Raw genomic sequence first — 26196 nt, forward strand, 5'->3', positions numbered from 1 at the left:
GGTCAGCTCACCCTATCTTCGCGTTGCCCAGGGTGTCCGCGCCCCGCCCCGCCAGCCCGCAGTCCGGTCCGGACGCCCATATCCACCGTGCCCCGGAGTTGTCCGTGAAAAACACGAGGGCGGCCGGTGACGTCTCGAACGACGCGAGATCGACCACCTCGACCGCGGCGACCCCGAGCGGGTGGGCTCGCCGGATCGCGTCGACGCACGCGGCCAGCGGCGTCTGGCTGCTGAGCCGGCCGAGCGCCGGGGACGAGTCGGCGTCCACACCCGCCCGATTGCTGGTCACACCGGTCGACTCGCTGGCCAACGCCTTCGTCGCCGGACTTCCCACGCTCGCCAAGGTCGCGCGACGGTAGTCCAGTCCGCTGGCGGCCAGCGGGATCTCGCGCCCAGTGAACGGGGCAGCGCCCGGGCCACTTTCCGCGTTGTCGCGGGCTGCCGCGGGCGCCTCCGCCGCCGTACCGACCGCGTCGTCGCCGCTGTCAGCGCCGACACCGAGGTTGTTGGCCTGGCTCAGCCCGAAGCCGGCCAGCGCCGCGACGCCGGCGGCGATCGCCGCCGGGGCAGCCCACGCGGGAGGCGGCGCCGCGCCCGGCGTGCGGTGCGTCGAGGTCCAGCTGATTCATCTGGTACGGCGGACAGGGCGGGACGCTGCGGCTGCTGCTCCAGGGCCGTGGCGATCCGGTCGGCCACCTCGGCCGGCATCGGCTCCGCCGACTCACCCCAGGCCACCAGGCTGGCCTCTACGCTCCCGGTCGCCTCGACAAGCGCCGCGTGCGCCTGCGCCCACGTCGGCTCCTCGGCGATCCGCCGGGCCACGACCGCCTCCTCGGGCGTGCCGTCCAGCGCACCGCCGACGTAGTCGGCGAGCAGGTCGAAATCGACCTCGCTGAACTCCTGCCCGGTCACTTCTTTTCCTCCACGTTCGCGGTGCGCGCCTGTGCCGTACTGGTTCGGACGCGACCGCCGGACTGCGGGTTCCCGCCACGGGCACGAAGGTGACCCAGGACAACCGCAAGCTTGGCCCGGCCACGCGCGCACCGGCTCTTGACAGTGCCCTCGGCCACACCGAGGATCACCGCCACCTCGGCGACCGGGTAGCCCTGCACGTCGACGAGGATCAGGGCGGCCCGCTGCTCTTCCGGCAGCTGGCTGAGCGCCTGCCGTACGTCAAGGGCGGTGTCGTGGTCGACCGAGGGCGCGGCCGGCTCGGCGAGGACGGGACGATCCGGCTCGGTGCGGGTGCCGTCCGGCAGCGGGACGGTCGGGTGTGCCTGGCGCCGGCGGGCCCGGTCGAGGCACGCGTTGACCACGATGCGGTGCAGCCAGGTCGTAACCGCCGAGTCGCCACGGAAGCGGGCCGCCGCCCGGTGTGCGGATAGCAGCGCGTCCTGGAGCGCGTCGGCCGCCTCTTCGCGGTCGGTGAGCGTGCGCACCGCCACGGCCCACAGCCTGTCGCGGTGCCGCTGGAACAGCTCGGCGAAGGCGTACTGGTCGCCGTCGACGTGGGCGCGCAGCAGCTCGTCGTCGCTACGCGAGCTGTCGGTCACGGCTGCACACTAGCTCAGCCCGGCGACCACGATTTCCTGCACGCCGACCTTGAAGGGCCACTGGCTGTCACCGGTGCGCGGCATCTCGGTAATGAAGAACAGCAGGTACTGGTACTTCTGGTCAGGATCGAAATCGGTGAAGCTCATCTTCGTCGCGTCGAACGCCTCGAACGGGTCGCCCACCCGCTTGTAAGACGACAGCACCTGCTCGTCACCGGCCGCGCTGCTGCCCGGGTCGGCCGCACCGGCCCGCAGCTCCGCCGAGGCGCCGCCGTCGGAGAGCGTCACCTGGACGGAGCTGACCGTGCGCGGCTGACCCAGGTCGATCAGGATGCCCATGCCGGGCTTGAGGTTGCCGAAGTTGGCGCTCTTGTAGCCGTTGGGCTCCCAGCCGGTGTTTTCATTGCCGTCGACGACCGCGTCGGCGCCCTCGAGCTCGTTGCGCTGACTTTCGGACGGGTCCACGATGCGCACCTGGTTGGCGCTGATCGCGAAGTTCTTCGGTTTGCCATTGTTAGCACTGCCGGTGGCGGGGTCGCTGTCCGCAGTGGCCGGCACGTCAGACGGCGGGGCGGCGGTGTCGTCAGTGTCGCCGCCATTGCCCAGCGCGCTGATCCCGAACACCAGGCCGGCGACGGCGATGACGAGCAGACCTGCGACGCCTGCGGCGATCTTGCGAACCGTCGCCCGCTGGGGCTCCGAACGCGGACCGCCCGGGTCGACCGCCGCGCCCGTGTCGCGAGGGCCGGACAGGAACCGAAGCGGCCCGGCCTCCTCGTAGTAGGGCTCGTCGGTGGCGCTGTCGAGCCGGCCCAACTCGGCCGCCAGCACGTCGGCGGCGGGCAGGGCGAGACGGCTGTCGAGCAGGTCCATCGTGAGGTCGTCGAGGTATGCCGGGACGCCCGCGCGGATCTGGCGGGGCGCGGCCACCGCGCCGGCCGGGTCGCGCACCGCGTCGGGCAGGTTCGACCGACCGGCCTCGGCGTGCGGCCAGTGGCCGGTCAGCGCGAAGTAGAGGACGCCGCCGATCGCCCGTATATCCGTCTCTCGCGTATCGGCGCTGTCGGCCCGCGCGTCGGCGAGCACCACGCGACCGTCGTCGCCGATCAGGACCGTGCCGGGGTGGATATTGCCGTGGACCATGCCGGTCGCGTGCATCGCGGCGACCGCCTCGGCCACCGCGTGCGCGACTGTGGTGGTGCGGGTCGGATCGAGTGGCTCCTCGGCCACGATCTCGCGGAGCGACTCTCCGTCAACCCACTCGCGCACGACGTAGGCACGCTCGCCCTCGTCGATCGCGTCGTAGACGCCGACAAGGCTGGGGTGGATCACACGGCTCGCGGCGACCGCGGCCTGCAGCATCTCCATCGCGGAGTCGCCGCCGGGGTAGCGCAGCACGACCGCGACCGGTCGCTTGAGCACCACGTCGACACCCCGCCAGACCTGCCGGCCGGCGCTGTCGTTGTTGATGTGCTCCGCAAGCTCGTACCTCTCGGCCAGGATCTCACCGACAGTGGGCGCACCGAAGGTCATGACCTGAGGCGCGCTCTCGCTTGCCTCCTGACCTTCGCCGACCTGGGTCACCCCGTCCTCCCTCGCTGATCGTTTAGATCAGTGGACCCGTGTGTACTGCCTGTGATCCGACCGCTTCGCCGAGGCCAGAGGCACCCGGCGGCGGGCACAACTAACAGCGTAGGCGCTCCCCGCACCTGACGAGTGCGACCTTACCTGGGTCGTGCGACCGCTCGACACGTCATCCTGGCGTGGCAGCCGGTCTGATGCGAACCAGCGGGTCGGGCTTGAGTGTTAAGTGGTAATCATCCCGCCTTGAGGCGTCCTGCAAATAGTGCGTTATAGGTTCGCCTTTTGCCACGTCTGATCCTGTCGGACGGGTGCGGGACGGATACGGCTATCCACAGGTTTCTTCAGCGCCGGGCGCGCCTCCCACACAGAGTTATCCACAGGCGCGGGACCGCGCGGCCCGCCGGCGCTGATGCGTGCGGGTGCGGCGGTTAGCGGCGGATCTTGCGGCGGACCAGCGCGAAGACGCTGTTGATCTCGGAGACCTTGAGGCCGAGGGCGATCGCCACGTACGTGCCGCCGATAGCGAGCCCACCGACCGCGAGCTGGAGCAGCGACTCGGGCTTGCTCGGCGACCAGCCGCCGGGCAGTACGTACATCACGGCGAGGCCGACCACCGTCGCGCCGACCGCGGCCACTCCGACCTTGACGAACGTGACCAGGATGCCGCCCAGCCCGATCGCCCCGATCCGCCGGTGCAGAAGCGAGGCGGTGATCAGGCCGCTGGCCAGGAACGAGAGTGCGTTGGCGAACATCAGCCCGGGCGCCGCGAACGTCGCCGAGAACAGCGCGAACACGATCACCTGCACGAGGACGCGCAGGCCCACCACCGGCACGTTGATGAGCGCAGCCGCCTTCGTCTCCTGGCGGGCGTAGAGCGCGACGGTGAAGAGCTGGCTGATCGAGAACGGCACCAGCGCGACCGCCGTCGCGACCAGCACCACAGCGGTCTCGGCGGCGTCGTCCTGCGTGAACGCGCCGCTGCGGAACAGCGCGACCGAGATCGGCGAGGCCAGCACCGCGTAGCAGATGGCGACCGGCGTCAGGACTGCTGTGATCATGCGTGTGCCGCGGGAGAGGTCGTTAGCCATGTCGGCGTTGCGGCGGTCTGCCGCCGCCGCGCTCATCCGGGGCGTGAGGGCGGTGATGATCGAGACGCCGATGATGCCGTGCGCCATGTACATCAGCAGGAAGACGTTGTTGTAGATCGCGGGACCGGCGGCGTCCTCCTCGCCGGCCCGGTTCAGCAGGTTGAACGCGACCGCCTGACCGATCTGGGTGACCACGACGTAGCAGAGCGCCCAGCCGCCGATCCGGCCCAGCTCGCGCAGGCCGAGTGCGCGGAAGTCGAACCGCCACTTCCACCGGAAGTTCACCTTGCGCAGCGCCGGCAGCAGGCCCGCGCACTGGATCACGACACCGAGCAGCGTGCCGCCGCCGAGCAGCGCGATCTGCCCAGCGGTCATCTGCTCGGGCCGGAGAACCTTGGCGCCGTAGATGATCATGTACACCACGCCGGTGGCGATCACGACGAGGTTGTTGAGGATCGGCGTGAACATCGGCGTCGCGAAGTGGCCGCGCGTATTCAGCACCGCGGTGAGGATGCCGGAGACCCCGATGAAGAAGATCATCGGAAGCATCAGGTACGAGAGCTTGGTGACCAGGTCCTGGAAGGCCTCGCTGGACTTCTCGCTCGTGTACAGGACGGTCAGCACCGAGGCGGTCACCGTCACGAGGAGCGCGGCGACGCCGAGCACAAGCACGACCAGGGTCACGAGGCGCTGCGTGTACGCCTCGCCGCCATCCGCGTCGGCCTTACGCCGGCGCACCAGCACCGGGATGATCGTGCTGCTCAGGAGCGCGCCCATCAGGAGCTCGTAGACGATGCCGGGCAGGATCTGCGCGGTCGTGTACGCGTTGTTGATCGCGCCACCGCCGAGCGCGGCGGCCAGGATGATGGTGCGCAGGAAGCCGGTGCCGCGGCTGACCAGGCTGCCGATCGCCATGATCGCGCTGTTGCTGGCCGCGCTCCCCTGCTCGACCTCGACGGCCGGCTCAAGGTCCGGCGCCGACTCGGTCCCCGGAGCTGGGTACAGGCCGGCTGGCGCGGCCTGGGTCGAGATCAGCACGGCACCGTCCGGGTACTGCTGGTGCGCGCTGTGCCCCGCGTTGGCGCTCTTATAGAGGCCGCCGCTCATTCCCAACCCCGCTTCTTGTCGCCGCCGTCCCAGCGCAAGGGTACGGGGAGATCGCTCGCGAGCAGATCCACGACCCATGCGGCTTCGGTGGGCGCGACCGGGTCCGCCAGCGCGTCGAGGAGTGTCGGGTGGTCGCAGCCGGCCGCCTCCAGCGCGGACAGGAGGGCCGTGGTGTCGCGCTGCCGGGCGAGCGAGCGGACCCGCTCGGTGCACCACGGCTCGGCCACCAGCCGCCCGACCCGCTGCCGGGCCAGCCGGACGAGCTCCGCGAGCTCGTCGAAGGGAAAGACGTCACTGCCGGCGTACCGCAGCGTGCCGGCCACCCCCTCGCCCGGTACGTCCAGGTAGTCGGTCACCTGTTCTTCGCTAAGCACCCGCGGCGAGTACCGGAACAGCGGCTCCTGCTCCGCCGGTGGTACGGGCACCCGCAGCGAGCGCAGCGCCGCGCCGAGCAGGTCCCGTACCGCCGCGGCGTCGTCCTCGGCCGTGATCGGCGCGAACCGGCACAGCAGCGCGACAGATAGCCCGGGGTGGGCAGCGACGGGTCGTCCAGCGCCACCACCCGGCCGACCAGGTCCAGCTCGGGCCAGCGCAGACCGTGGGGGTGCCACCGGGAGCGGTCGTCCCACGCCATCGGGATCGGCTCGCCGCTCACCGGGGTACGCAGGCCGAGCGCGTATGTGCCGTACGCCCGGTCCAGGTCGAGCACCAGGGCGTACCCGCCGGCGACCGGAAACGTGGCGCGCAGCTCCGCGGGCTCGGGATCCGCCTCTGGGGTGGCCCGGAAGAAGTAGTCTGCCCAGAACGCCGGATCGTGGCTGAGCGTGCGTAGCGCGTCGGGTACCGGCACGAGGGAACATCCTGCCCCACCGATAGGCTGGCTGTCCCATGTCGAAGACTTCGAACGCCGCTGACCGGCGAGGGCTGACCGATGCGCAGCGCAATGCGGTGGCCGAGCTGATGCGGGTCTCCCCGATCGCCGACGAGCTCGGCCGCCGGTTCACCAAGGCCGGGTACGAGCTGCACCTGGTCGGCGGTTCCGTGCGCGACGCGCTGCTCGGCCGGCTCGGCGACGACCTCGACTTCACCACCGACGCCCGGCCGGACGACATCCTCCGCGTGCTCAAGGACTGGGCCGAGACGACGTGGGAGACAGGTCGCGAGTTCGGCACGATCGGCGCCCAGCGGCACGGCATGCGGCTGGAGATCACCACGTTCCGCTCGGAGGCGTATGACGGGGTGACGCGCAACCCGGTGGTCCAGTACGGAAACAGCCTCCTCGACGATCTGCGCCGCCGCGACTTCACGGTCAACGCGATGGCGGTGAGCCTGCCCGAGCACCGGTTCACCGACCCGTACGGCGGACTCGACGACCTTGCCGCGCGCCGCCTGCGTACGCCGGGCACGCCGCAGGAGTCGTTCGGCGACGACCCGCTGCGGATGCTGCGGGCCGCCCGCTTCGCCGCCCAGCTGCGCTTCACCGTCGACCCGGACGTGGTCACCGCGATGACCGCGATGGCCGCCGACCTCGATCGGATCACGGTCGAGCGGATCCGCGACGAGTTCACCAAGCTGCTCTCCGGCGCCGACCCGGTCACCGGGCTGCGGCTGCTGGTCGACACCGGCCTGGCCGATCGCTTCCTGCCCGAGCTGCCCGGACTCAAGCTCGCGATCGACGAGCACGCCCAGCACAAGGACGTGTACGAGCACACGCTCACCGTGGTGGCCAACGCGCTGCGGCTGGAGGGGACGAGAGCCCGGACTTCGTCCTGCGGATGGCCGCGCTGCTGCACGACGTCGGCAAGCCGGCGACCAAGGCGGTCGGCTCGGACAACCGGGTCAGCTTCCACCACCACGAGGTGGTCGGGGCGCGCATGACGAAGCTGCGCATGAAGGAGCTGCGCTACCCCAAGGACGTGACGTCCGACGTGGTCAAGCTTGTCGCGCTGCATCTGCGCTTTTATGGGTACGGGCGCGGCGAGTGGACCGACTCGGCGGTGCGGCGGTACGTCACCGACGCCGGCCCGCTGCTCCCCCGGCTGCACAAGCTCACCCGCTCCGACTGCACCACCCGTAACCGGCGCAAGGCGGCCCAGCTGTCAGCCGACTACGACGCGCTCGAGGAGCGGATCGTCCAGATCCAGGAGGCCGAGGACCTGGCCCGCGTCCGCCCCGACCTCGACGGCAACGCGATCATGGAGCTGCTCGGCGTACCGCCCGGCCCGATCGTCGGCCGCGCCTGGCGCCACCTCAAGGAGGTCCGGCTGGAGCGCGGCCCGCTCGACCGGGACGAGGCCGAGGCCGAGCTCCTGCGGTGGGCACGCGACCAAGGCGCGATCTAGCCACTCGATCTGGTCACTCGGATCTAGAACGCCACCCGGTTTGTTGGTTACCCGGCGTGGCACGCCTCGACTACCGTCGCTCGCGAAAGTGAACCGCCGTCCGTCGGCGACCGTTTTGATGTCATGGGGAGGCAGCTGATGCAGCCGTGTGCGGTGTGCGGAGGCGTACAGGTGGACGCCGCCGGCTACTGCACGCAGTGCGGCACCTTTCGGGGCGTACCCCATCAGCCGCCACCGCCACCGAGTTATCCACAGGCGCCCCCGCCCGCGTACCCCGGTTATCCACAGCCCGGCAGCCCGCCGGCCTATCCGACGAGCGTGCCTCCGGGATATCCGACGAGCGTGCCCCCGGCGTACCCCCAGCAGATCAGCGGCGCTGGCTACCCGGGGTCGCAGCAGACCAGCGGAGGTGGCTACCCCGGCTTTCCCCCGCCACCGCCACAGCGCCGCCGGTCGTACCTCGTTCCGCTGGCGGCCCTCGGCTCGACGCTGGTGGTCCTGGTCGTGGCGATCGTGCTCGTGGTGGCGTTGCGCGGCGGCGGTGGCGAAGACCCGATCGCCGGCCCGACCACCGGCGCCCCGACCAGCGCTGGCCCGGCGGAGAGCGCGAGCGCCGCGCCGGCCGGTGACGTCGACCAGTGCGTGATCGGCACCTGGCGGGTCACGTCCCACAAGGAGGACGTGGATTTCGAGGACCTCGGCAAGGTGACCTTCACCGGCGGCGAAAACGCCACGCTGAAGCTCAACGCGGACGGCACCGGCGAGACCGACTACGGCAGCGGCACGGAGTTCGAGGGCGAGGCCAAAGGCCGCACATACCGGCTTGAGGTCTCCGGCAAGCTCACCTTCGAGTACACGGCGAAGGGCGGCACCGCGAAGTTCACCGACGTGGACTCGAAGGCCAGCGGCAAGCTCTTTATCGACGGGGAGCAGTACGGCGACTCGGTCCCGTTCAACGCGGAGGCGGACTCCTCCACGTACACCTGCTCTACCGACCTGCTGACGCAGAAGACGTTCCTCTACACCACCGAGTACGAGCGGGCCAGCTGAGCGGCGCTGTCACACCGCTGGGCGACAATGGGCAGATGCGCTGGGTGGTAATCGACTCGCCGATCGACGAGATCTCCGTGGCCGTCGACGACACCGGCGTGTGTGGCCTGCGCTTCGGCGCGGTGGCGGATGCTGGCGAGGCGAGCGACCCCCGCCTCGACGCGGCGGTCGCCGAGCTGAGGGCGTATTTCGCGGGCGAGCTCACCGACTTCACGGTGTCGCTGTCGGTGCGCCGCGGCAGTGACTTCGAGCGCGCGGTGTGGCACCAGATGACCCTGATTCCGTATGGCGAGATGCGCACGTACGGTGAGATCGCGGCCGCGGTGGGCGATCCCAGCGGCGCCCGCGCTGTCGGCGTCGCCTGCAACCGCAATCCGATTGCCGTCATCGTGCCCTGCCACCGCATCGTCGGCGCCGGCGGCAAGCTGGTCGGCTTCGGCGGCGGTCTACCCCGCAAGCGCTACCTGCTGGAGCTGGAGGCGCGCGTCGCACTACAGCGCGCCTGGCAGTGAGACGCGCACGGGCCGGGACAGCGTCCCGGCCCGTTGGCGTGCTGGTCAGCGGTCGACTTCACCCTTGATGAAGGCCTCGACGGCTGCGTGCGCCTCGTGGTCCGCGTACTGGACCGGGGGCGACTTCATGAAGTACGACGATGCCGACAGGATCGGGCCGCCGATGCCGCGGTCCTTGGCGATCTTCGCGGCGCGGAGCGCGTCGATGATGACGCCGGCCGAGTTGGGCGAGTCCCAGACCTCAAGCTTGAGCTCGGCGTTCAGCGGGGTGTCGCCGAACGACTTGCCCTCCAGCCGGATGTACGCCCACTTGCGGTCGTCGAGCCACGGCACGTGGTCGGACGGTCCGATGTGTACGTCGGACTTGGCCATCTCGTGCGGCACCTGGGAGGTCACCGACTGCGTCTTCGAGATCTTTTTCGACACGAGCCGGGTGCGCTCCAGCATGTTCATGAAGTCCATGTTGCCGCCGAAGTTCAGCTGGTACGTGCGGAGCAGCTCGACGCCGCGGTCCTCGAAGAGCTTGGCCAGCGCGCGGTGCACGATCGTGGCGCCCACCTGGCTCTTGATGTCGTCGCCGACGATCGGCAGGCCGGCGTCCTCAAACTTCTTGGCCCACACCGGGTCGGATGCGATGAACACCGGGAGCGCGTTGACGAATGCGCAGCCCGCGTCGATCGCCGCCTGGGCGTAGAACTTGTCGGCCTGGTCGGATCCGACCGGCAGGTACGACACGACGACGTCGACCTGGGCCTCACGCAGCGCCTGGACGACGTCGACCGGCGCCTCGTCCGACTCCTCGATGATCTCCCGGTAGTACTGCCCGAGGCCGTCGAACGTGTGGCCGCGCTGCACCTGGACACCAGTGGGCGGCACATCGCACAGCTTGATGGTGTTGTTTTCGCTGGCGACAATCGCCTCTGCGAGGTCTCGGCCCACCTTCTTGGCGTCCACGTCGAACGCCGCGACGAACTCCACGTCCGAGACGTGGTAGTCGCCGAAGGTGACGTGCATGAGACCCGGGACGCGGTCGGTGGGGTCGGCGTTCCGGTAGAACTCCACGCCCTGCACAAGGGACGAGGCGCAGTTTCCGACACCGACGATGGCCACGCGTACGGAGCCCATCGCGTTTGCCTCCTTCTTATTCATCACGGCCGCTCCGGGATGTCCCTGGTAGATCCAGGCGGAGGCGGGCTGTCTTCTTCTTGTGGGCTTCCGGAGGGTCGCCCTTCCGGTGCCCGGCCGGAGCGCTCGTTGGCGATGAGCTCCTCCAGCCAGCGGACCTCGCGCTCGCAGGCGTCCAGTCCATGGCGCTGTAGCTCGAGCGTGTAGGCGTCGAGCCGCTCTGTGGCGCGGGCCAGCACGTCCCGCAGGCCCTCCCGGCGCTCCTCCACCTTGCGGCGGCGACCCTCCAGGATCCGCAGCCGGGTGGCGCGGTCGGTGCGGGCGAAGAACGCGAAGTGGACACCGAAGCCTGCGTCCTCATACGTCTCCGGACCAGCCCGCGCAAGCAGTTCGGCGAAACGTTCTTTGCCTTCCGCTGTGATCTTGTAAACAACGCGACCCCGGCGGCTGGTCAGCGGCGGGACCTCTTCGGCACCAGCGGCCGCCTCGCCCGCCTCGATGATCCAGCCGGCTCCCCGCAATCGCCGCAACGTGGGGTACAGGGTGCCGTAGCTGATCGCCGCGCGGATCGCGCCGAGCTTTGTGGCGAGCTCTTTGCGCAGCTCATAGCCATGCATCGAAGACTCTTGCAGCAGGCCAAGGATGGCGAGGTCGAGCACGTCTCACCTTCCTTACCCCGTTGGTGGGCTTGCGTTAACCAGTGCGATGTATCGCGCCGATACATCGCACGGTAGCTCGGAGGTGGCCGGACGGCAAACATCAGAATCGAGGGCGTACCTCACACCGAGTTGGCTCGGTGACGGAAAGTGACAGTTGTCGCCTCCTCGGCCGGAACCGCGTACCCTCGTGCGCATGCGCACGCAGCGGCAGGTTGTCGACTACTCGCTCCAGAAGCGAGCGCTGCTGCGTGAGGTCTTTTCCGGCCGTCTGGGGACGTATGAAGTCTGCGATGCGTCTCCGTACTTGAAGAACGCAGCTCGCTTCCACGGCGAGCCCACTGACCGGCGCTGCCCAATTTGCCGCCGGGAAAACCTGACGCTCGTCCACTACATCTATGGGGATGAGCTGAAGCAGTCGGCCGGACAGGCCCGCACCCGCACTGAGTTGCCGGTGCTGGCGATGACGTTCCGTGAGTTCCAGGTGTATGTGGTGGAGGTCTGCCGCGCCTGCGACTGGAACCATCTCGTCGAGCAGTTCCTGCTCGGCCGCGACGGGCTTACCGATGAGCCCGTCGCTGAGACGGCCGCCGCCGTCGGCTCATCCACTTCCGGTTCATCCGCTACCGGCGTTGGGGCGCCGGCGACCAAACGAAGGCGAGAGGCCCGACGGTGACCAAGGCTTGCCCGAACTCCGGGGTGGAGGACTCGAAGTGGCGGGGCAAGCGATCACTCGTTAATCGGATAAGTCCGAATTTGTCGGGCGAAGCCTCGCTTGGCCAAGCGGCCGGGCTGGCGTCAGAAGGTGTCCTAACTCACCGCAACACGGTGGCGTCGCAGGAGCGCGCCATCGCGATCGGCAGGGTGTGACGAATGAACTCGTACGACGACCCTAGTTCCGCGCGCGGTCGGGCCGATGATCCAGGCCCGTCCGACGACTACGGGCACCCCCGAGCCCGTGGGTCGGCACGTAGCGGCTCCGAGGGTGGCTGGTCCCGAAACGGCGATGGGTACGGCTCCGGCTCCGCCCCCCGCACGTCGGGCCGTGCGCCCGCGGGTTCCTCGGGGCGGGCATCGGTCGGCTCCTCGTCGGGCCGAGCAAGCGCTGCCACGCCGCCCGGGCGGGCCTCCGCCGGCCGGGCGTCGGTCGGCTCGGCGTCGGTCGGCTCGGCCTCGCCTGGTTCCGCTGGGCGGGCGTCCGTCGCCGGTTCCGCCGGCAGAGCCACAGTCGGCCGCGCATCTGTCGGTCCGGTCTCACCGGCCGGACCGGGCTTCGGCCGCTCCGGTGGGCTGGATGGTCCCGGTGGGCCGAGCGGGCCAACCGGCCCCGGACGCCGGGCCGCCAAGGGCGGCAAGGGCGGCAAGGACCCCGCGGCGATCAAGCGGGCCAAGCGGCGCAAGCGGATCAACTGGATCGTCGCCGCGTTCGCGGTCGTCGTGATGATGGCCGGCGCCGGCGTGGTCGGTCTGACCTGGTTCTACGACGACGTGCCGGCCTATGACACGAGCGAGCTCCAGGCGACCACGATCGTCTACGCGGACGGCAGGGAGCTGGCCAAGCTCGGCGAGGTCAACCGGACGCTCGTGCCGACCGAAAAGATCTCCCCGGTGGTCAAGAACGCCGTGATGGCGGCCGAGGACAAGAACTTCCTCGACCACGAGGGCATCGACCTGAAGGGCATCGCCCGCGCCGCGTGGAACAACTTCAGCGGCGGCGACACCCAGGGCGCCTCGACGATCACCCAGCAGTACGCGCGGCATGCCGCCGACCTCAGCGGCATCAACTACAACCGCAAGATCCGTGAAGCGGTGCTGGCGCGGAAGCTGGAGCAGGATCTGACCAAGGACCAGATCCTCGGCTACTACCTGAACGCGATCTACTACGGCCGAGGGGCGAATGGCATCGAGGCCGCCGCCCAGATGTACTTCCGCAAGTCGGTACTGGTACCGCCCGGCCAGAAGAACGCCATCACCTATGAAGAGGCCGCCGTCCTCGCCTCGGTGATCAAGCAGCCGGAGCCGGACCCGAGCACCGGGCACAAGGGCTACGACCCGCAGACCAACCTGGAAGCGGCGAAGGAGCGGTGGAACTACACCCTCGGCAACATGGTGGAAAAGGGCTGGATGACCGCCGACGAGCGGGCCAAGGCCGTCTACCCCGAGAAGACGCTCCAGAAGTACGACCCCAAGAAGTGCAGCATCGGGTGTGGCATCGACAAGCCGACCGGCAACGTCGTCAACTACGTCCGCGACGAGCTCGACGCCATGGGTATCCCGCCTGAAGAGTGGAAGCGGGGCGGCTACCGGATCACGACGACGATCAACCCGAAGGCGCAGCAGTCGGCGGAAGAGGCCGCGCGCTGGGCGTCCAAGACGTCGCCAATGCACAAGCTGCCGAAGTACTACAAGGCGGCCCTGGTGGCGATCGACCCGAGCAACGGGCGGGTGCTCGCGTACTACGGCGGTGAGAACGGCACGGGCTACGACTACGCCGGCCTCAACGACGGTGGCAACTCGGGTGGCCACGCGCCGGGTTCGACGTTCAAGATCTACACGCTCGCGGCGGCCCTGCGGGCGGAAATCCCGATGGACTCGCGGTGGGACGCCCTCAAGGACGACGACAACGGGCGGAAGATTTCGAACGCGGGTCGCGACGGCAACGACATCAAGTGCGGCAAGAGTTGCACGCTCGAGCAGTCGACGATCTCGTCGTACAACGTCCCGTTCTACTGGATCGCCGACGGGATCGGGCCGGACAAGGTGGTCGCGGCGGCGCGCGACGCCGGTGTCCGCATCATGTTCGACACCGCGAAGGGCACGCCGCACAACCTAGCCAAGGACGAGCCGAAGGATCTGGCGCCGGCGTTCTTCGACAACGAGGTGGCGTTCGGCCAGTACCCGATCACCGTGCTCGACCACGCCAATGGAGTGGCCACCCTCGCCAACCGCGGCGTCTACAACAAGGCCCACTTCATCCTGTCGGTGGAAAAGCGCGACGCGAACGGCAAGTTCGTCAAGATCCCGGGCAAGGGCGAAAAGCTCGACCCGAAGCCGAGGTTCGAGGCCAACCAGATCGACGACATCAACGCCGTGCTCCAGAAGATCCCGGACAACATCAACAGGGATCTGAAGGAGGACCGGCCGGCGACCGGTAAGACCGGCACCTGGGAGCTCAACCAGGAGCGCAGCGACAACGGTGACGCCTGGATGGTTGGCGGGACGCCACAGATCGCGGCCGCGGTCTGGGTCGGCACCGAGGGCAAGCGGCGGGCGATCCAGGAGACCGGCGGCAGGAAGATGTCGGGCTCCGGCACGCCTGCGACGATCTGGGAAATGTTCATGGATCTCGCGCACTCCCGGATGGGCTTGGACGTCAAGCGGTTCGAGGAGCGCAAGAACACCGGCGACCCGGACAGCACGTACCCGAACGGTCAGTCGCCACCCCCGCCCACCCAAGGGCCTCCTGGTGGTCCGGGCGGGCCGGGCGGTGACAACTGTGGCCTGCTGCCCGACATCCTCTGCCCGGACCGCGACCGCGGCGGCAACAACGGCAACGGCAACCAGGGGCCGAACCCGGGCACTCAGACGCCTCCGCCGCAGAACCCGTTCCCGGGCGGCGGGGGCGGGTAGCCCTCGACCTGCGCCTACTCGATGATTGGCAGGATCCGCGCGGACATACCGCGCGGATCCTGCCGTTTATAAGGCATGATGCCTCCTTATGAGCGTACGGACGCCTGGCATCGATGGATCTGAACGTGTGGATCACCCGGCGCAGTCGGACGGCTTCGTGCGCGGGCTATCCGAGGCGATCGGCGGCCCGATCGGCGAGCACGCCGCCGGGCACGACAAGCCGCAGTCGCAGTGGGGTGGCCGCTTCTGGACCGCCACCCGCATCGTCATCGCGCTGACCTGCCTCACGCTCGCCCTGCACTGGGTGCAAAAGTCGCCGTGCCGTGACGGTGCCTGGGCCGACCACATCCAGTACACACGCTTCTGCTACACCGACGTGCTCGCGCTTTACTACGCCGAAGGGCTCAACGAGGGCAAGGTCCCGTATCGTGACCACCCGGTCGAGTACCCGGTGTTGACCGGCTACTTCATGGGTGCTCTCGGCCTGCCGGTACACGCGCTCGGCGAGAGCCGCCCCGAGCTGAACCAGGCGCTGTGGTTCTACGATGCCAACGCCCTGGTCCTCGGGGCGCTCGCGGTCGCGACGGTCTGCGCGATCCTGGCCGTCCGGCGACGACGACCCTGGGACGCGGCGATGTTCGCGCTCTCCCCTGCCCTGTTCGTCACCGCGACGGTCAACTGGGACTTCCTCGCGATCGGGCTGGCCGCCTTCGGCATGTACGCCTGGGCCAAACGACATCCCTTGATCGCCGGCGTGCTCTTGGGGCTCGCCGGCGCGGCGAAGATGTGGCCGCTCTTCATCCTCGGGCCACTGCTGGTGCTCGGCCTGCGCACCCAGCGGCTCCGGCATGCGCTCGTCGCCACCGCCGCGGCGCTCGTCACGCTCGTGGCGGTCAACCTGCCGGCCGCCATCCCGTACCGGGAAAACTGGGACCGCTTCTTCGAGCTCAACACCGAGCGGCCGATCGACTGGGGCACGCTGTGGTACATCGGCCGCTATCTCGACGGCAAGTGGAACTCGGGCGCACCGGGTGACAGCGGCCCGTTCCAGTGGCTCAGCAATCACGTGTCGACGCTCAACTACCTGTCGTACACGCTGTTCGGGCTCAGTTGTCTCGCGATCGCGGCGCTGGCCCTGTTCGCTCCCCGCAAGCCGCGCCTTGCCGCGCTGGCGTTCCTGGTCGTCGCCTCGTTCCTGATCTTCAGCAAGGTCTGGTCGCAGCAGTACGTGCTGTGGCTGCTGCCGCTCGCCGTGCTGGCCCGCCCGCGGTGGGGTGCCTTCCTTGCCTGGCAGATCGCCGAGGTCCTGTACTTCGTCTCGTTCTACGGCGAGCTGCTCGGCGCCTCCGGCCGGCAGGTCTTCCCCGAGGGCGTCTTCGTGCTCGCCTCCACGCTCCGCCTGGTCACCGTCGCCGTCCTGTGTGGACTGATCGTGCGCGACATCCTGCGACCGGAGCAGGACGCGGTGCGGAAGACGTACGAGGACGACCCGGACGGCGGTGTCTTCGACCGTGCCATGGACGCGCCGTGGCTGGTCCGCTGGCGCGGGCGCACTGCTCTGCCCGACGGCGCCCTACCCACGGAGCCTCCGCCGCCGGCTCCCGAGCCCGCGAAGGTCTGAAGCCAGCCGCCGGCCCGGACTCCGGACGGCGGCTGGCTCAGAGGCGGTACACGATGGTGTTACCGATCTCCTCACGCTGGATGCCGAGCGTGTCGACCGGCAGGTCGACGGCGGCCTGCCAAGGCGTACCGGCGAGCGCGTCCCGGAGCAGCACGACCGTCTTGACGCCCAGTTCGCGCAGGTAGTCGACGCTGGCCTGATCGGGGAACGTCTCCACGGCCTCGCGTGTGCGCTCCTGCCGCACCGGCGTGAACCCGCTGCCACCGTTGACCACGGGCTGGAAGCGCGTTGTCGACCAGAGCATCACGGTCTGCTCGTACGTCAGGTTGAAGGGCAGCACGATCATCGGCCCGGAGTCGCTGCGCATCACCTCGGGCTGCCGGGGGACGGCCGGGTGCGGGGTGGTGTTGAGGCCCTCCACCAGCACCAACAGCAGCGGCACGAGCGTCACGAGGCGAAGCAGTATGCCCGGCCGCTGCGTGACGCGGGTGGCGGCGATTTCGTTGACCCGGCGCACCACCGCGCCCACCGCGCCGGCCGCGAGGATGCCCAGCAGCAGCGTCGTCCACAGCATCAGCCGGCCCGGCGTGCGCAGGCCGTCCCAACCCGGTAGGTAGTTGAAGAGCGGCAGGTAGGTGTACTTGCCGCCGAAGAAGAAGTTGGGGCCCATCGCGAGGATCATGGTGACCACGACGCCGGCGAGCAGCAGGAGCCGGTGGCGCAGCTTCCAGATCGAGAAGAAGATGCCGGCGATGGCGAGCGCGTACAGAACGTATCCGGGCAGGACGGCCATCTCGGCCGGCCACTGGAGGCTTTCGCGGACGCCTTCGTGCAGGCCGCCCCAAATCAGCGACTCGGGCGGGGAGGTGAAGAAGCCGCTCAGCGGCGGTGCGTACGCCTCCAGGTCCTGGACCCGGCGGGTCGCCTCGGGGTGCTGGTGGGCCACCTCGAAGTACTGCAAGGAGAGCAGGACGCCCGTCGCGGCGAAGATCAGGCCGCCGAAGAGGTCGGCCAGCGCCAGGCGCGCGCCGAACCGTCGCTTGACGGCCCAGTGGCGGGCCTTGCGCCAGGTCCAGGCGAAAACCGAGGCAACAAGGAGCGCACCCAGCACATACGCGAACACCAGGCCGATGCCGAAGCCCAGGCTGAGCTGCCATGCCGCGACGAGCCAGCCGGCCAACGCCCACCCGGCGTGACGCCGCTGGTCGCGGTATCCGTGTGTGAACGAGTAGCCGTGCCCGCGGGCCAGCATCGCCAGCGCCAGCGGGATGCCGCCGTTGGAGACGATGTGCAGGTGGCCGGCTTGCGCCAGCATCCAGGGCGCGTAGGTGTAGGCGACGCCGGCCACGATCGCGCCGGTGCGGCCCGCGCCGAGCTGGCGGACCAGCGCATACGCCCCGAAGGTCGCCAGCGCGTGGGCCAGCACAAAGATGATGTTGTACCGGAGGATCGCCGCCTGCGGCCCGTCGCCGATCATGCCGGCCGGCGCGTACCCGAGCAGGGTGTCGGAGAACGCGAAGCTGAGCCGCTCCGGGAAGAAGGTGTTGGAGTTCCACAGCTGGCTCGGGTCGCTGAGCAGGATGTGCCCGGACCAGGCCATCTGCCAGGCCTGTAGCGCCGGGTCGTGGAAGTCCTGCGGAAGCGTGTGCAGCGGGTAGCGCAGGGTGGGCCAGGTCATCAGCACCGCGAGCACGATCGAACCGAGGGCCGCGAGCGTCCACTCGTGGATCAGGAAGCTGCCGATCGCCTGCCCGACCCGCTGGAGTCGGGTCGGTGGCCGGTCCGGCTGGGGCGAGAACGCCGCGAACGGGTCGCCCGGCGGCTCCTCCTTGACCTTGGTCTCGTCGCCCTTAGTGTCGCCGTCCTTGCCTTCTCCGGCTTTGGCGTCCGTCTCCTTTGTCGCTGCGCCGGCCTTGGCTTCCCGGACCTCTGCCTTGGCCTCGTCCTTGGCTTCGCCGTCCTTGGCTGCCTCGTTCTTGGCTTCGCCGTCTTTGGCTTCGTCGGCGGGCTTGGTTTCTGAGCCGTCGTCGGACTTCCCGCCGACGTCCTCGCCCTTTTCGCCGACCGGCTCGTCCTTCGCCGGCTCGCCGGCTTTGCCGCTGGCGGACCCCTCGGGCTGCTCGCCGTCGCCGGTCTTGGTGCTGGCGGGCTCGTCCGGCTCCGGCTTGGCCCGCTGCTGCGGTGCCTCATCGGCCGGCGCGGTGACCGCCGCGGCCTCGGGGGCCTTGCCGGCCTCGGGCCCGTCGGTCGTGTTCTGTGGGCTCGACTCCGGAACCGTCGGATCGTCGTCGACGACCTGCGGCTGCTCCGTACTCATCGAATTGGGTCCCTACCGGCCGACTCGGTCACGCAGGAAGGTGATGTCGGCGGCCTGGCCCTCCACACCGCCCGGCGTCTCCACGACCACTGGCGCACCCGCCGCGCGCACCACGGCCACCACCAACTCGGGGTCGATCCTGCCGCGCCCCAGGTTGTCGTGCCGATCTCGCCCCGAGTCGAACTCGTCCTTCGAGTCGTTGGCGTGGATCAGGTCGATGCGCCCGGTGATCGCCTTGATCCGGTCGACCGCAGTGAGCAGGTCTTCGCCGCCGGCGTGCGCGTGGCAGGTGTCGAGGCAGAAGCCGGGATCGAAGTCGCCGATCGCGTCCCACAGCCGGGCCAGCGCGTCGAAGCGGCGGGCGCACGCGTTGTCGCCGCCTGCCGTGTTCTCGATCAGTACGGGTGTGGCGAAGCCGCCCTCCTTCGCCGCGTACTCGAAGGCCTTGCGCCAGTTGTCGAAGCCGGTGGCGATATCCGCGCTGTCCTCCACGTGTCCACCATGGACGATGATGCCCTTGGCCCCGACCGCCGCCGCGCCCGCGGCGTGGCTCATCAGCAGCTTGCGGCTCGGGATGCGGATGCGGTTGTTGAGCGTCGCCACGTTGATCCGGTAGGGCGCGTGGATGTAGACGTCGATGCCGGAGGTACGTAGCGCCTCCGCGTCGTCGCGTGGCGCCGGATCCTTCCACGCCTGCGGGTCGGTGAGGAAGAACTGCATCGTTTCGGCGTCGCGGGCGGTCGCGGCGCCCAAGGGGTCGGTCAAATCGACGTGGGCTCCGATACGCATGGGGCCGAGCCTACTGAAGAGGCCTGACGGCCCGTCATCGAGCGGCCGTTCCTGACAAATCACCCGTCACCGACGACTCGCACAATTCGTTACTTGAGTAGATCCGGCCCGGAGGTCCTTCAGCGCGGCCTGCCGGGACGCCGCCGACCTGGGGAGATGGTGAATGCCGCCGCTGGCCCGACACCGCGCCGCCGCAACCGCGGTCGCCGCGCTCTTCGCCGCCACGCCGCTGCTGGTCACCGCCGCCGCACAGGCCGCGCCGAAACTGGACCCGCTGCCGGCCGAGAGCGGCAAGGAGGTCGTGTTCAGCGGCGGCCGAGGGCTCCTGGGTGTCTCGTGTACGGCCAACCCCAGTGCGAGCTCGGTCACGATTCCGGCGGAGACCACGCTACGGGTAGTCAACAGGACCGGGTACCGGGCGAAGCTGCTTCTGGACGGCGCCTCGCAGGGGGAGATCGCGAACGGCGCGGCCGCTCCGGTGGTGTTCCACCGCGGGCCGGTCACGCTTGGGCTCAAGCCCAGCTGCATGATCTCCGACGAGTCCGCCGTACGCGTGGAAACATCAGGTACTGGCGACCCGGGTGTGGCTGCCGAGGCACTTTCTTCGGTGCAGCCGGTACGGAAGAGTGGACCAATCGGACTTCTAGCGCTCATCGCCACAATTTGTGTGGTGGGCGTCTCGTCTGGTGCAATTCGGGCGATTATCGCTCAACGTGCAACCCGGACGGGTGTGGCGTAATATATAAGTCAACACAGGCTCCGCGGGGCGCCTTCTATCCAACCTCGTCGGTGTGGTCGTTCCTCCCCAGGTCCCACCCAAAGAAGCGGATAGGGCGCCCCGCGGCTCTTCATGCCGGACAGCCCGGTATTCTGGTTCGGTTCGCTCGTCGCCGTGGGCCTATCCCACGGCGTCTTAATGCGGACAGACGCACGACCTCCTGCCGCGGATGGACCGTGGCCGCTAGCCCAGAGGAGGTGAGCACGTCTTGCGTCATTACGAGATTATGGTGATCCTCGATCCAAGCCTCGAGGAGCGCACCGTCGCCCCGTCGTTGGACACGTACCTCAACGTGATCCGCACTGCGGGTGGCTCGGTGGAAAAGCTCGACGTCTGGGGTCGCAGGCGTCTGCAGTTCGAGATCAACAAGAAGGCCGAAGGTATCTACGCGGTCATCGATCTGCAGGCATCCCCTGAGGCGGTCGCCGAGCTGGACCGTCAGCTGCGGCTGAACGAGTCCGTTCTGCGTACCAAGGTCATCCGGCCGGACGTCCGCTGACGCGGCGCCGGTTCGCCCGGATCAGCCTCGTCGTTTGTCGTACGGCTCTGGCAGCCTCTCTGGCAAACGATGAGTGCGCGAGGAGTTGGTCATGGCAGGAGACACCATCATCACGGTCATCGGTAACCTGACCGATGACCCCGAGTTGCGCTTCACCCCGTCGGGCGCGGCGGTCGCCAAGTTCCGGGTCGCTTCGACGCCCCGGGTCATGGACCGTCAGTCCGGCGAGTGGAAGGACGGCGAGCCGCTCTTCCTTTCCTGCTCCGTGTGGCGGCAGGCGGCGGAGAATGTCGCCGAGTCGCTGCAGCGGGGAGCCCGCGTGATCGTCTCGGGCCGGCTGCGCCAGCGGTCGTATGAGACCCGTGAGGGTGAGAAGCGCACCGTCTACGAGCTGGAGGTCGACGAGATCGGCCCGTCGCTGCGCTACGCCACGGCGAAGGTGCAGAAGATGGCGCGCTCCGGCGGTAGCGGCGGCTTCGGCTCCGGTGGTGGCGGTGGCCAGGGCGGCGGAGGCAACTTCGACGACCCGTGGGCCACGGCGACTCCGGCACCCGCCGGCTCCGGTTCGGGCGGTGGCAGCAACTTCGACGACGAGCCCCCGTTCTAATGCCGGGTCCCAGGAGGAGCGGCACAGGATCATCAGGAGCAAGAGGAATGGCTAAGGCTGCGGCACTTCGCAAGCCGAAGAAGAAGGTGAACCCTCTCGACAAGGAGGGCATCACCTACATCGATTACAAGGACACCGCGCTGCTGCGCAAGTTCATCTCCGACCGTGGCAAGATCCGCGCTCGGCGGGTGACCGGGGTGACGTCCCAGCAGCAGCGGCAGATCGCCCGTGCGGTCAAGAACGCGCGTGAGATGGCGCTCCTGCCGTACACCACGACGGCACGCTGAGGGGAGGCACCACGATGAAGATCATCCTGACTCAGGAGGTGTCCGGCCTCGGCGCCCCGGGCGACGTGGTGGAGGTCAAGGACGGCTACGGCCGTAACTACCTGCTCCCGCAGGGCTTCGCCATCACCTGGTCGAAGGGCGCGGAAAAGCAGGTCAGCGTGATCCGTCGGGCCCGTGAGGCCCGGGAGATCCGCGACCTGGGCCACGCCAACGAGATCAAGGCCCAGATCGAGGGCCTCTCGAAGGTCACGCTGTCGGCTCGCGCCGGCGACGGTGGCCGCCTCTTCGGCTCGGTCACCCCGGCCGAGGTCGTCGATGCCGTCCGCGCCGCGGGTGGCCCGGCCCTCGACCGGCGCCGGCTGGAGCTCCCCGGGCACATCAAGTCGCTCGGCGCCCACCCGGTCCGGGTCAAGCTGCACCCGGAGGTAACGGCCCGCTTCGACCTGACGGTGGTCAAGTCCAAGTAAGGCAAGCACGGCAAACGGGGCGCTTCGGCGCCCCCGTTCTGCGTCTGCGGGTTGCGGCCCCGCTTCGAGCCGCTATCGGGGCTGGCGGGCCTTGGGCCTGTTCCAAATCCTTGCCGGATTGCGCCGGGCCCAAGCGGCGTCGGTCGTAAGGCCGCATACAACGGGCCGTGGAATGGTGCGGCCAGCGCCGTGTGTCCATCACTGAGCCTGATGGTTCGCTCGCAAGCTCGCTCGCGACCTTGCGCCCGCCACCACCAGGCGGCGCCCTCGGCAAACCTTGTGAAACAGGCCCTAGCCGCCGAGCGGTTGGCCGCTGATCGCCGACAGCAGCACAGTGGACAGACCACCGCCAACGACGGCCGCGGCCAGGCCCACGCTGACCGAGCGCCACGTATTGCTGACCCAGCGCAGTAGGACCGCCACGATCAGGCTGACCGCGAGTGCCGCGCCGAAGCGGGTGAGGCCGCCGGAAAGCGCGCCCAGAACCTGGGACTTCTCGCCCTGGAAGAGCGTGTAGACGGTGAAGAAGAGCAGCGGCACCGCATACCAGGCGAGCGTGGCGACGACGGCTCCGAAGACGCCACCGGGCGCGCGGCTGTACGAGTCTTCCAGATCGTCAGGGTTTGTCACCCGACGGACGGCCGCGCCAAGACCGCGCTCGCGGCCGGCGCCGGCGGCCGAGGAGCGCCAGCCAGCTGCGGAAGCCGCCGCGCGGCCGGAAGCCGGGGCCGCCGCACGCTCGCTGCCGGCGACCGGCGCCGGAGCGCGCCAGTCGGCGGCGGGAGCTGCCGCGCGGCTGGGTGCCTCGGCGATCCCGCGCTCAACGCCGGGAGCTGCCCTGCGCTCACCAGGTGCGGCGGCGGGAGCGCGCCAGTCGGTCGCGGGCGCCTCCGCTCGGGCGCGTGGGGCGGCCGCCGAGCGATACGTGGTCGGGCTGTCGTCGCCGGAAGTCGCCGGTGCGTTTCCGGCACCTCGCCGGTCGTCGCCACGGTACGTCGACGGCGGGTCCTGCGGGGCCACCCAGTCGCCGCCGCCATAGGTCACCGTGCGGTCGGCTCCCCGCAGGTCGTCCGCCGGCAGGGTGGTGGAGGTGCCGCGGGTGGCCGATCGGTCGTCGGGCTCGTCCGGGAACGCCACCGCGGGCGAACGCGGGGCCGACGACGGGATGCCCACCCACCGAGGGTCGTCTTCGGAGAGGCGGGGGTCGGACTGCTGGCCGCGCGTGTCCGACGGGCGGACCGGCGGCTCCTCGCTCCGGCTCGTCTCGGCACGACCGGACCAATCGGACGTGCCGGTCAGCCCAGAGACCGGTGCGCTGCTCGACCAGCTGCCGGAGGGCTCCTCCGTGCGGTCGCCCTCGGAACGGGTGCCCGGCCACCGGGCCTCGGTCTGGTCTTGCCAGGAACGGCGCCTGCGTCCGGTGACGGACGTGTCCTGCCCGACCGCCCAGTCCGGCCGCCGGGGCGGGACGACTGGCTGTCGCCGGCCTGATCACCCCGAGGCGGAACCCACTCGGTGGTGTCGGTGAAGCTGTCGCGCGGGGGCGGGACGGCGGAACGGCGACCGTAGCCGCTGGGCTCCTCAGGCAGCTCGCGCCGGTCCGGCGCGGCCCGGCGGCGGCCACCGCCCGGCTCGCCACGGCGTGCGCTGTCCGAACGGGACGGTGTGATCGGCTCGCCAGTGTCGCGGTGCCACTCGCCGGTGAAGTCGCCGCGGGTCCACTCGCCCGTATACGCCTCGCGGGTCCACTCGCTGGTGCTCGCCGAACCGACCCACCCGCTCGTCGGCGCCGACGACGGGGTCCAGCCGCTCGTGGGCGCGACCTCGGGGACCAGCCGCTCGAATGGCGGGCGCCACGGTCGTCCGGCTCCTCGTACCGACTGAAGGTGCCGGTGCTGTCCTCGTCGCCCTGCTGCCACCGGGTACGGGCGCTGCGCCGCCCATACGGCCGGTCGTCGGCCACGGCGTCTTCCTGCTGGCGGCGGCGGCCCCGGTAGATGCTGCCGCCTTCACGTTGGGTGCCGCTCGAGCGCTCCAGGCCGTAGATCTCGCCGGTGTGGTCCCAATTCTGAGGGCGCGCGCCATCGGCGGACCGGCGCTCGCGCGGGCCGCGAGAGTCGTACCCCGAGTCCCGGTAGTCCACGTCACCTTTCCCGATGTCTACGGACCGTCCTGATGTCTTCGGACCGCCACCTGGCCCTTGAGGCACATCTGTCGATGGTGATGATATGCCCTGAACAGGGTCTCGGCCGACCCGGAAATCTTCCTCCACACCTTGGGACCGAGTCCGCCCACGTCACACCCTACCCGGCCGGAAATCCCCAGTGGTTATACACAGCCTGTGCACAGGGCTGCACACACCCTGTCGGGTGACTGTCCACAGGTTGTCCCAAGGCTCGTCCACCGGCGTATTTGAGGTGCTGACCAGCGATTCCATATGGTGTCCGCTCGGCCTCTGTGCGAACTGTCGTACCCGTGCGGTTCGCTTGTCCGGAAGTCGATCACTGGGGGAGGGGAGCGGGTGTCGATCACCGACGACGTGCGGCCGGCCGGCCGCGCACCTGCCGATCCCCCGCCACCAGGTGGACCCGGTGGATTCGACGGGCAGTTCGACAAGACGCCGCCGCAGGATGTGGCCGCGGAGCAGTGCGTGCTCGGCGGCATGCTGCTGTCCAAGGACGCGATCGCCGACGTCGTGGAGATCCTCAAGCCCGGCGACTTCTACCGGCCGGTGCACGCGACGATCTTCGACGCGGTCCTGGACCTGTATGGGCGGGGCGAGCCGGCCGACCCCATCACGGTCGCCGCCGCACTCGCCGACACCGGTGACCTCGGCCGCGTCGGCGGCGCACCCTACCTGCACACGCTGATCGCGAGCGTGCCGACCGCGGCCAACGCGTCCTACTACGCGCGCATCGTCGGCGAGCGCGCGGTGCTGCGCCGCCTTGTCGAGGCCGGTACCCGGATCGTCCAGCTGGGCTACGGCGCCGCCTCCGGCGCGGGCCGCGACGTCGACGACGTGGTCGACCTGGCCCAGCAGGCTGTTTATGACGTGACGGAGCGGCGGGTCAGCGAAGACTTCGCGGTGCTGGCCGACATGCTCCAGCCCACGCTGGACGAGATCGAGGCGGTGGGCTCCCAGGGCGGCGTGATGACCGGCGTGCCGACCGGCTTCACAGATCTCGACCGCCTGCTCAACGGCCTGCACGCCGGCCAGCTGGTGATCGTGGCAGGTAGGCCGGGTCTGGGAAAGGCACTCGCCACCGACACACCGATACCCACCCCGTCCGGCTGGACCACGATGGGTGAGGTCCAGCGTGGTGACCAGGTGCTCGGCGCGGACGGGAAACCGACGACGGTTGTGCATGCCTTCGACGTCATGCGGGATCGTCCCTGCTTCGAGGTGGAGTTCTCTGACGGGTCGACGATCATCGCGGACGCCGATCATCTGTGGAGGACGACGACGCGGGCGAGTCGCCGGCAGCAGGCTGAGCAGAAGCGCACACACCAATGGCCGGAAGGCGCCCGCAAGGTCGTGGCCCAGGCCCATCGGGCTGCGCTGGCCGGTCCGGACACCCTCGTCACCTTCGGCGAGGCCGTTGGTCTCGTCGGCAAGGAATTTCGCCATGTCCTCCACCTGGCGGGCGCCGACGTCGGCTTCGCCGGCCGGGTGACCCGTGAGTACCGGCGCGCGGGCAAGCCTTGGACGCGTGAAATCCAGGCGTACTCCTGGGTGGAGATTCTTTCGGCCCTATCCCGGCGTGTCGACCGGCTAAGAAATGCCGAGACGCGCGGCACGCATCCCGACGTGGTTACCACCGCGGAGATAGCGGCGACTCTCCGGCATCCAGCCGACGGTCGACACAACCACGCCGTGGAGAACTCCGCGCCGCTTTCACTACCTCATCGCCACGACCTTCCGGTAGCGCCGTACACACTGGGCGTCTGGCTCGGCGACGGGCATGCCGACGCCGCTCGCTTTACGAGCGCGGACCCAGAGATGGCCGCGTACATCGAGGCTGACGGCTTTCAGGTCCGGCCTGGTGTGGGCCTGACCTACACGATCTCCGTCCCGGCCCTCGCGCCGGTGCCCGCTCGCGACTGCGTCGTCTGCGGTACGCGGTTTACGCCTCGTGGGCCGAGCGTTTACACCTGTGGTCGATCCTGCGGAGGTAAGGCCAGGG

Annotated in this window: 23 protein-coding genes and 2 pseudogenes; 13 read left to right on the plus strand and 12 right to left on the minus strand. The window is 69.5% G+C overall.

Features of this window, described 5'->3' with window-relative positions; translation table 11 throughout:
• Positions 1 to 7: 7 nt before the first annotated feature.
• The 7 genes from Pflav_RS33170 to Pflav_RS46540 all read right to left on the minus strand — a co-directional run bounded on the left by Pflav_RS33170 (position 8) and on the right by Pflav_RS46540 (position 6182).
• Complete coding sequence (locus tag Pflav_RS33170) at positions 8 to 334, minus strand: hypothetical protein (RefSeq protein WP_173040704.1); 327 nt, start codon at positions 332 to 334, stop codon at positions 8 to 10.
• 182 nt (positions 335 to 516) lie between these two features.
• Positions 517 to 912, minus strand: a complete 396-nt coding sequence (locus Pflav_RS33175; protein ID WP_173040705.1) for a hypothetical protein — start codon at positions 910 to 912, stop codon at positions 517 to 519.
• Positions 909 to 1553 (minus strand): RNA polymerase sigma factor SigM, encoded by a 645-nt coding sequence (gene sigM, locus Pflav_RS33180; RefSeq protein ID WP_173040706.1) that lies wholly within the window; start codon positions 1551 to 1553, stop codon positions 909 to 911. Before sigM ends, Pflav_RS33175 begins: the two co-directional genes overlap by 4 nt.
• A 9-nt stretch (positions 1554 to 1562) precedes the next feature.
• Positions 1563 to 3137 (minus strand): protein kinase family protein, encoded by a 1575-nt coding sequence (locus Pflav_RS33185; RefSeq protein WP_173040707.1) that lies wholly within the window; start codon positions 3135 to 3137, stop codon positions 1563 to 1565.
• A gap of 428 nt (positions 3138 to 3565) precedes the next feature.
• The gene (gene murJ / locus Pflav_RS33190) at positions 3566 to 5332 is read right to left on the minus strand and encodes a murein biosynthesis integral membrane protein MurJ (protein ID WP_173040708.1); all 1767 of its coding nucleotides are present in this window, start codon (positions 5330 to 5332) and stop codon (positions 3566 to 3568) included.
• Positions 5329 to 5688, minus strand: coding sequence for a hypothetical protein (locus Pflav_RS46535; RefSeq protein WP_232072196.1), 360 nt, complete (start codon positions 5686 to 5688; stop codon positions 5329 to 5331). Before Pflav_RS46535 ends, murJ begins: the two co-directional genes overlap by 4 nt.
• On the minus strand, positions 5685 to 6182 hold the full coding sequence (locus Pflav_RS46540) for a hypothetical protein (RefSeq protein ID WP_232072197.1): 498 nt from the start codon (positions 6180 to 6182) through the stop codon (positions 5685 to 5687). The genes Pflav_RS46535 and Pflav_RS46540 overlap by 4 nt, the downstream gene beginning before the upstream one ends.
• 38 nt (positions 6183 to 6220) lie before the next feature.
• Here Pflav_RS46540 and Pflav_RS33200 point away from each other — a divergent pair.
• The 3 genes and pseudogenes from Pflav_RS33200 to Pflav_RS33210 all read left to right on the plus strand — a co-directional run bounded on the left by Pflav_RS33200 (position 6221) and on the right by Pflav_RS33210 (position 9236).
• A pseudogene (locus tag Pflav_RS33200) lies at positions 6221 to 7674 on the plus strand (CCA tRNA nucleotidyltransferase).
• Positions 7675 to 8016: 342 nt separating this feature from the next.
• Positions 8017 to 8724 (plus strand): hypothetical protein, encoded by a 708-nt coding sequence (locus tag Pflav_RS33205; protein WP_173040709.1) that lies wholly within the window; start codon positions 8017 to 8019, stop codon positions 8722 to 8724.
• 35 nt (positions 8725 to 8759) lie between these two features.
• On the plus strand, positions 8760 to 9236 hold the full coding sequence (locus Pflav_RS33210; protein WP_173040710.1) for a methylated-DNA--[protein]-cysteine S-methyltransferase: 477 nt from the start codon (positions 8760 to 8762) through the stop codon (positions 9234 to 9236).
• Positions 9237 to 9281: 45 nt separating this feature from the next.
• Here the strand turns inward: Pflav_RS33210 and Pflav_RS33215 are convergent, their stop codons facing one another.
• Both Pflav_RS33215 and Pflav_RS33220 read right to left on the minus strand, forming a co-directional pair.
• A complete protein-coding gene (locus Pflav_RS33215; protein WP_173040711.1) occupies positions 9282 to 10361 on the minus strand; it encodes an inositol-3-phosphate synthase in 1080 nt (359 codons plus the stop codon).
• Between the two features lie 23 nt (positions 10362 to 10384).
• Positions 10385 to 11020, minus strand: coding sequence for a PadR family transcriptional regulator (locus Pflav_RS33220; protein WP_173040712.1), 636 nt, complete (start codon positions 11018 to 11020; stop codon positions 10385 to 10387).
• A 193-nt stretch (positions 11021 to 11213) separates the two neighbouring features.
• Between Pflav_RS33220 and Pflav_RS33225 the strand changes: the two genes are divergently transcribed.
• The 3 genes from Pflav_RS33225 to Pflav_RS33235 all read left to right on the plus strand — a co-directional run bounded on the left by Pflav_RS33225 (position 11214) and on the right by Pflav_RS33235 (position 16268).
• Positions 11214 to 11693: a DUF5318 domain-containing protein gene (locus tag Pflav_RS33225; protein ID WP_173040713.1), complete on the plus strand. Its 480-nt coding sequence runs from the start codon at positions 11214 to 11216 to the stop codon at positions 11691 to 11693.
• A gap of 197 nt (positions 11694 to 11890) precedes the next feature.
• On the plus strand, positions 11891 to 14647 hold the full coding sequence (locus Pflav_RS33230; RefSeq protein ID WP_173040714.1) for a transglycosylase domain-containing protein: 2757 nt from the start codon (positions 11891 to 11893) through the stop codon (positions 14645 to 14647).
• Positions 14648 to 14735: 88 nt separating this feature from the next.
• Positions 14736 to 16268 carry a glycosyltransferase family 87 protein gene (locus tag Pflav_RS33235; RefSeq protein ID WP_173040715.1) on the plus strand — a complete coding sequence of 511 codons (1533 nt, stop codon included), beginning with the start codon at positions 14736 to 14738 and terminating at the stop codon, positions 16266 to 16268.
• Positions 16269 to 16305: 37 nt separating this feature from the next.
• On the opposite strand, the gene Pflav_RS33240 is transcribed toward Pflav_RS33235, so the two are convergent.
• Both Pflav_RS33240 and Pflav_RS33245 read right to left on the minus strand, forming a co-directional pair.
• Positions 16306 to 18585, minus strand: a complete 2280-nt coding sequence (locus Pflav_RS33240) for a hypothetical protein (RefSeq protein ID WP_173040716.1) — start codon at positions 18583 to 18585, stop codon at positions 16306 to 16308.
• 12 nt (positions 18586 to 18597) lie between these two features.
• Complete coding sequence (locus tag Pflav_RS33245; protein ID WP_173040717.1) at positions 18598 to 19374, minus strand: deoxyribonuclease IV; 777 nt, start codon at positions 19372 to 19374, stop codon at positions 18598 to 18600.
• A gap of 163 nt (positions 19375 to 19537) precedes the next feature.
• Here Pflav_RS33245 and Pflav_RS33250 point away from each other — a divergent pair, with 163 nt between their 5' ends.
• The 5 genes from Pflav_RS33250 (at position 19538) to rplI (ending at position 22012) form a co-directional block, all read left to right on the plus strand.
• Positions 19538 to 20113: a hypothetical protein gene (locus Pflav_RS33250; protein ID WP_173040718.1), complete on the plus strand. Its 576-nt coding sequence runs from the start codon at positions 19538 to 19540 to the stop codon at positions 20111 to 20113.
• Between the two features lie 247 nt (positions 20114 to 20360).
• On the plus strand, positions 20361 to 20651 hold the full coding sequence (gene rpsF / locus Pflav_RS33255) for a 30S ribosomal protein S6 (RefSeq protein ID WP_173040719.1): 291 nt from the start codon (positions 20361 to 20363) through the stop codon (positions 20649 to 20651).
• A gap of 73 nt (positions 20652 to 20724) precedes the next feature.
• On the plus strand, positions 20725 to 21258 hold the full coding sequence (locus Pflav_RS33260; RefSeq protein WP_173040720.1) for a single-stranded DNA-binding protein: 534 nt from the start codon (positions 20725 to 20727) through the stop codon (positions 21256 to 21258).
• 47 nt (positions 21259 to 21305) lie between these two features.
• Positions 21306 to 21545 carry a 30S ribosomal protein S18 gene (rpsR, locus tag Pflav_RS33265; RefSeq protein WP_173040721.1) on the plus strand — a complete coding sequence of 80 codons (240 nt, stop codon included), beginning with the start codon at positions 21306 to 21308 and terminating at the stop codon, positions 21543 to 21545.
• A 14-nt stretch (positions 21546 to 21559) separates the two neighbouring features.
• Positions 21560 to 22012 (plus strand): 50S ribosomal protein L9, encoded by a 453-nt coding sequence (gene rplI, locus Pflav_RS33270; RefSeq protein ID WP_173040722.1) that lies wholly within the window; start codon positions 21560 to 21562, stop codon positions 22010 to 22012.
• 291 nt (positions 22013 to 22303) lie between these two features.
• Here rplI and Pflav_RS33275 read toward each other — a convergent pair whose 3' ends face one another.
• Positions 22304 to 23185 carry a hypothetical protein gene (locus Pflav_RS33275; protein ID WP_173040723.1) on the minus strand — a complete coding sequence of 294 codons (882 nt, stop codon included), beginning with the start codon at positions 23183 to 23185 and terminating at the stop codon, positions 22304 to 22306.
• A 528-nt stretch (positions 23186 to 23713) separates the two neighbouring features.
• On the opposite strand from Pflav_RS33275, the gene Pflav_RS33280 reads away from it, so the two are divergent.
• Both Pflav_RS33280 and Pflav_RS49120 read left to right on the plus strand, forming a co-directional pair.
• The gene (locus Pflav_RS33280; RefSeq protein ID WP_173040724.1) at positions 23714 to 23896 is read left to right on the plus strand and encodes a hypothetical protein; all 183 of its coding nucleotides are present in this window, start codon (positions 23714 to 23716) and stop codon (positions 23894 to 23896) included.
• A gap of 637 nt (positions 23897 to 24533) precedes the next feature.
• Positions 24534 to 25985 (plus strand): annotated as a pseudogene (locus Pflav_RS49120) (DnaB-like helicase N-terminal domain-containing protein); the annotation flags it as partial.
• Between the last annotated feature and the right edge of the window lie 211 nt (positions 25986 to 26196).

Origin of the sequence: Phytohabitans flavus, assembly GCF_011764545.1 — a bacterium.
Classification (GTDB): Bacteria; Actinomycetota; Actinomycetes; order Mycobacteriales; family Micromonosporaceae; genus Phytohabitans; species Phytohabitans flavus.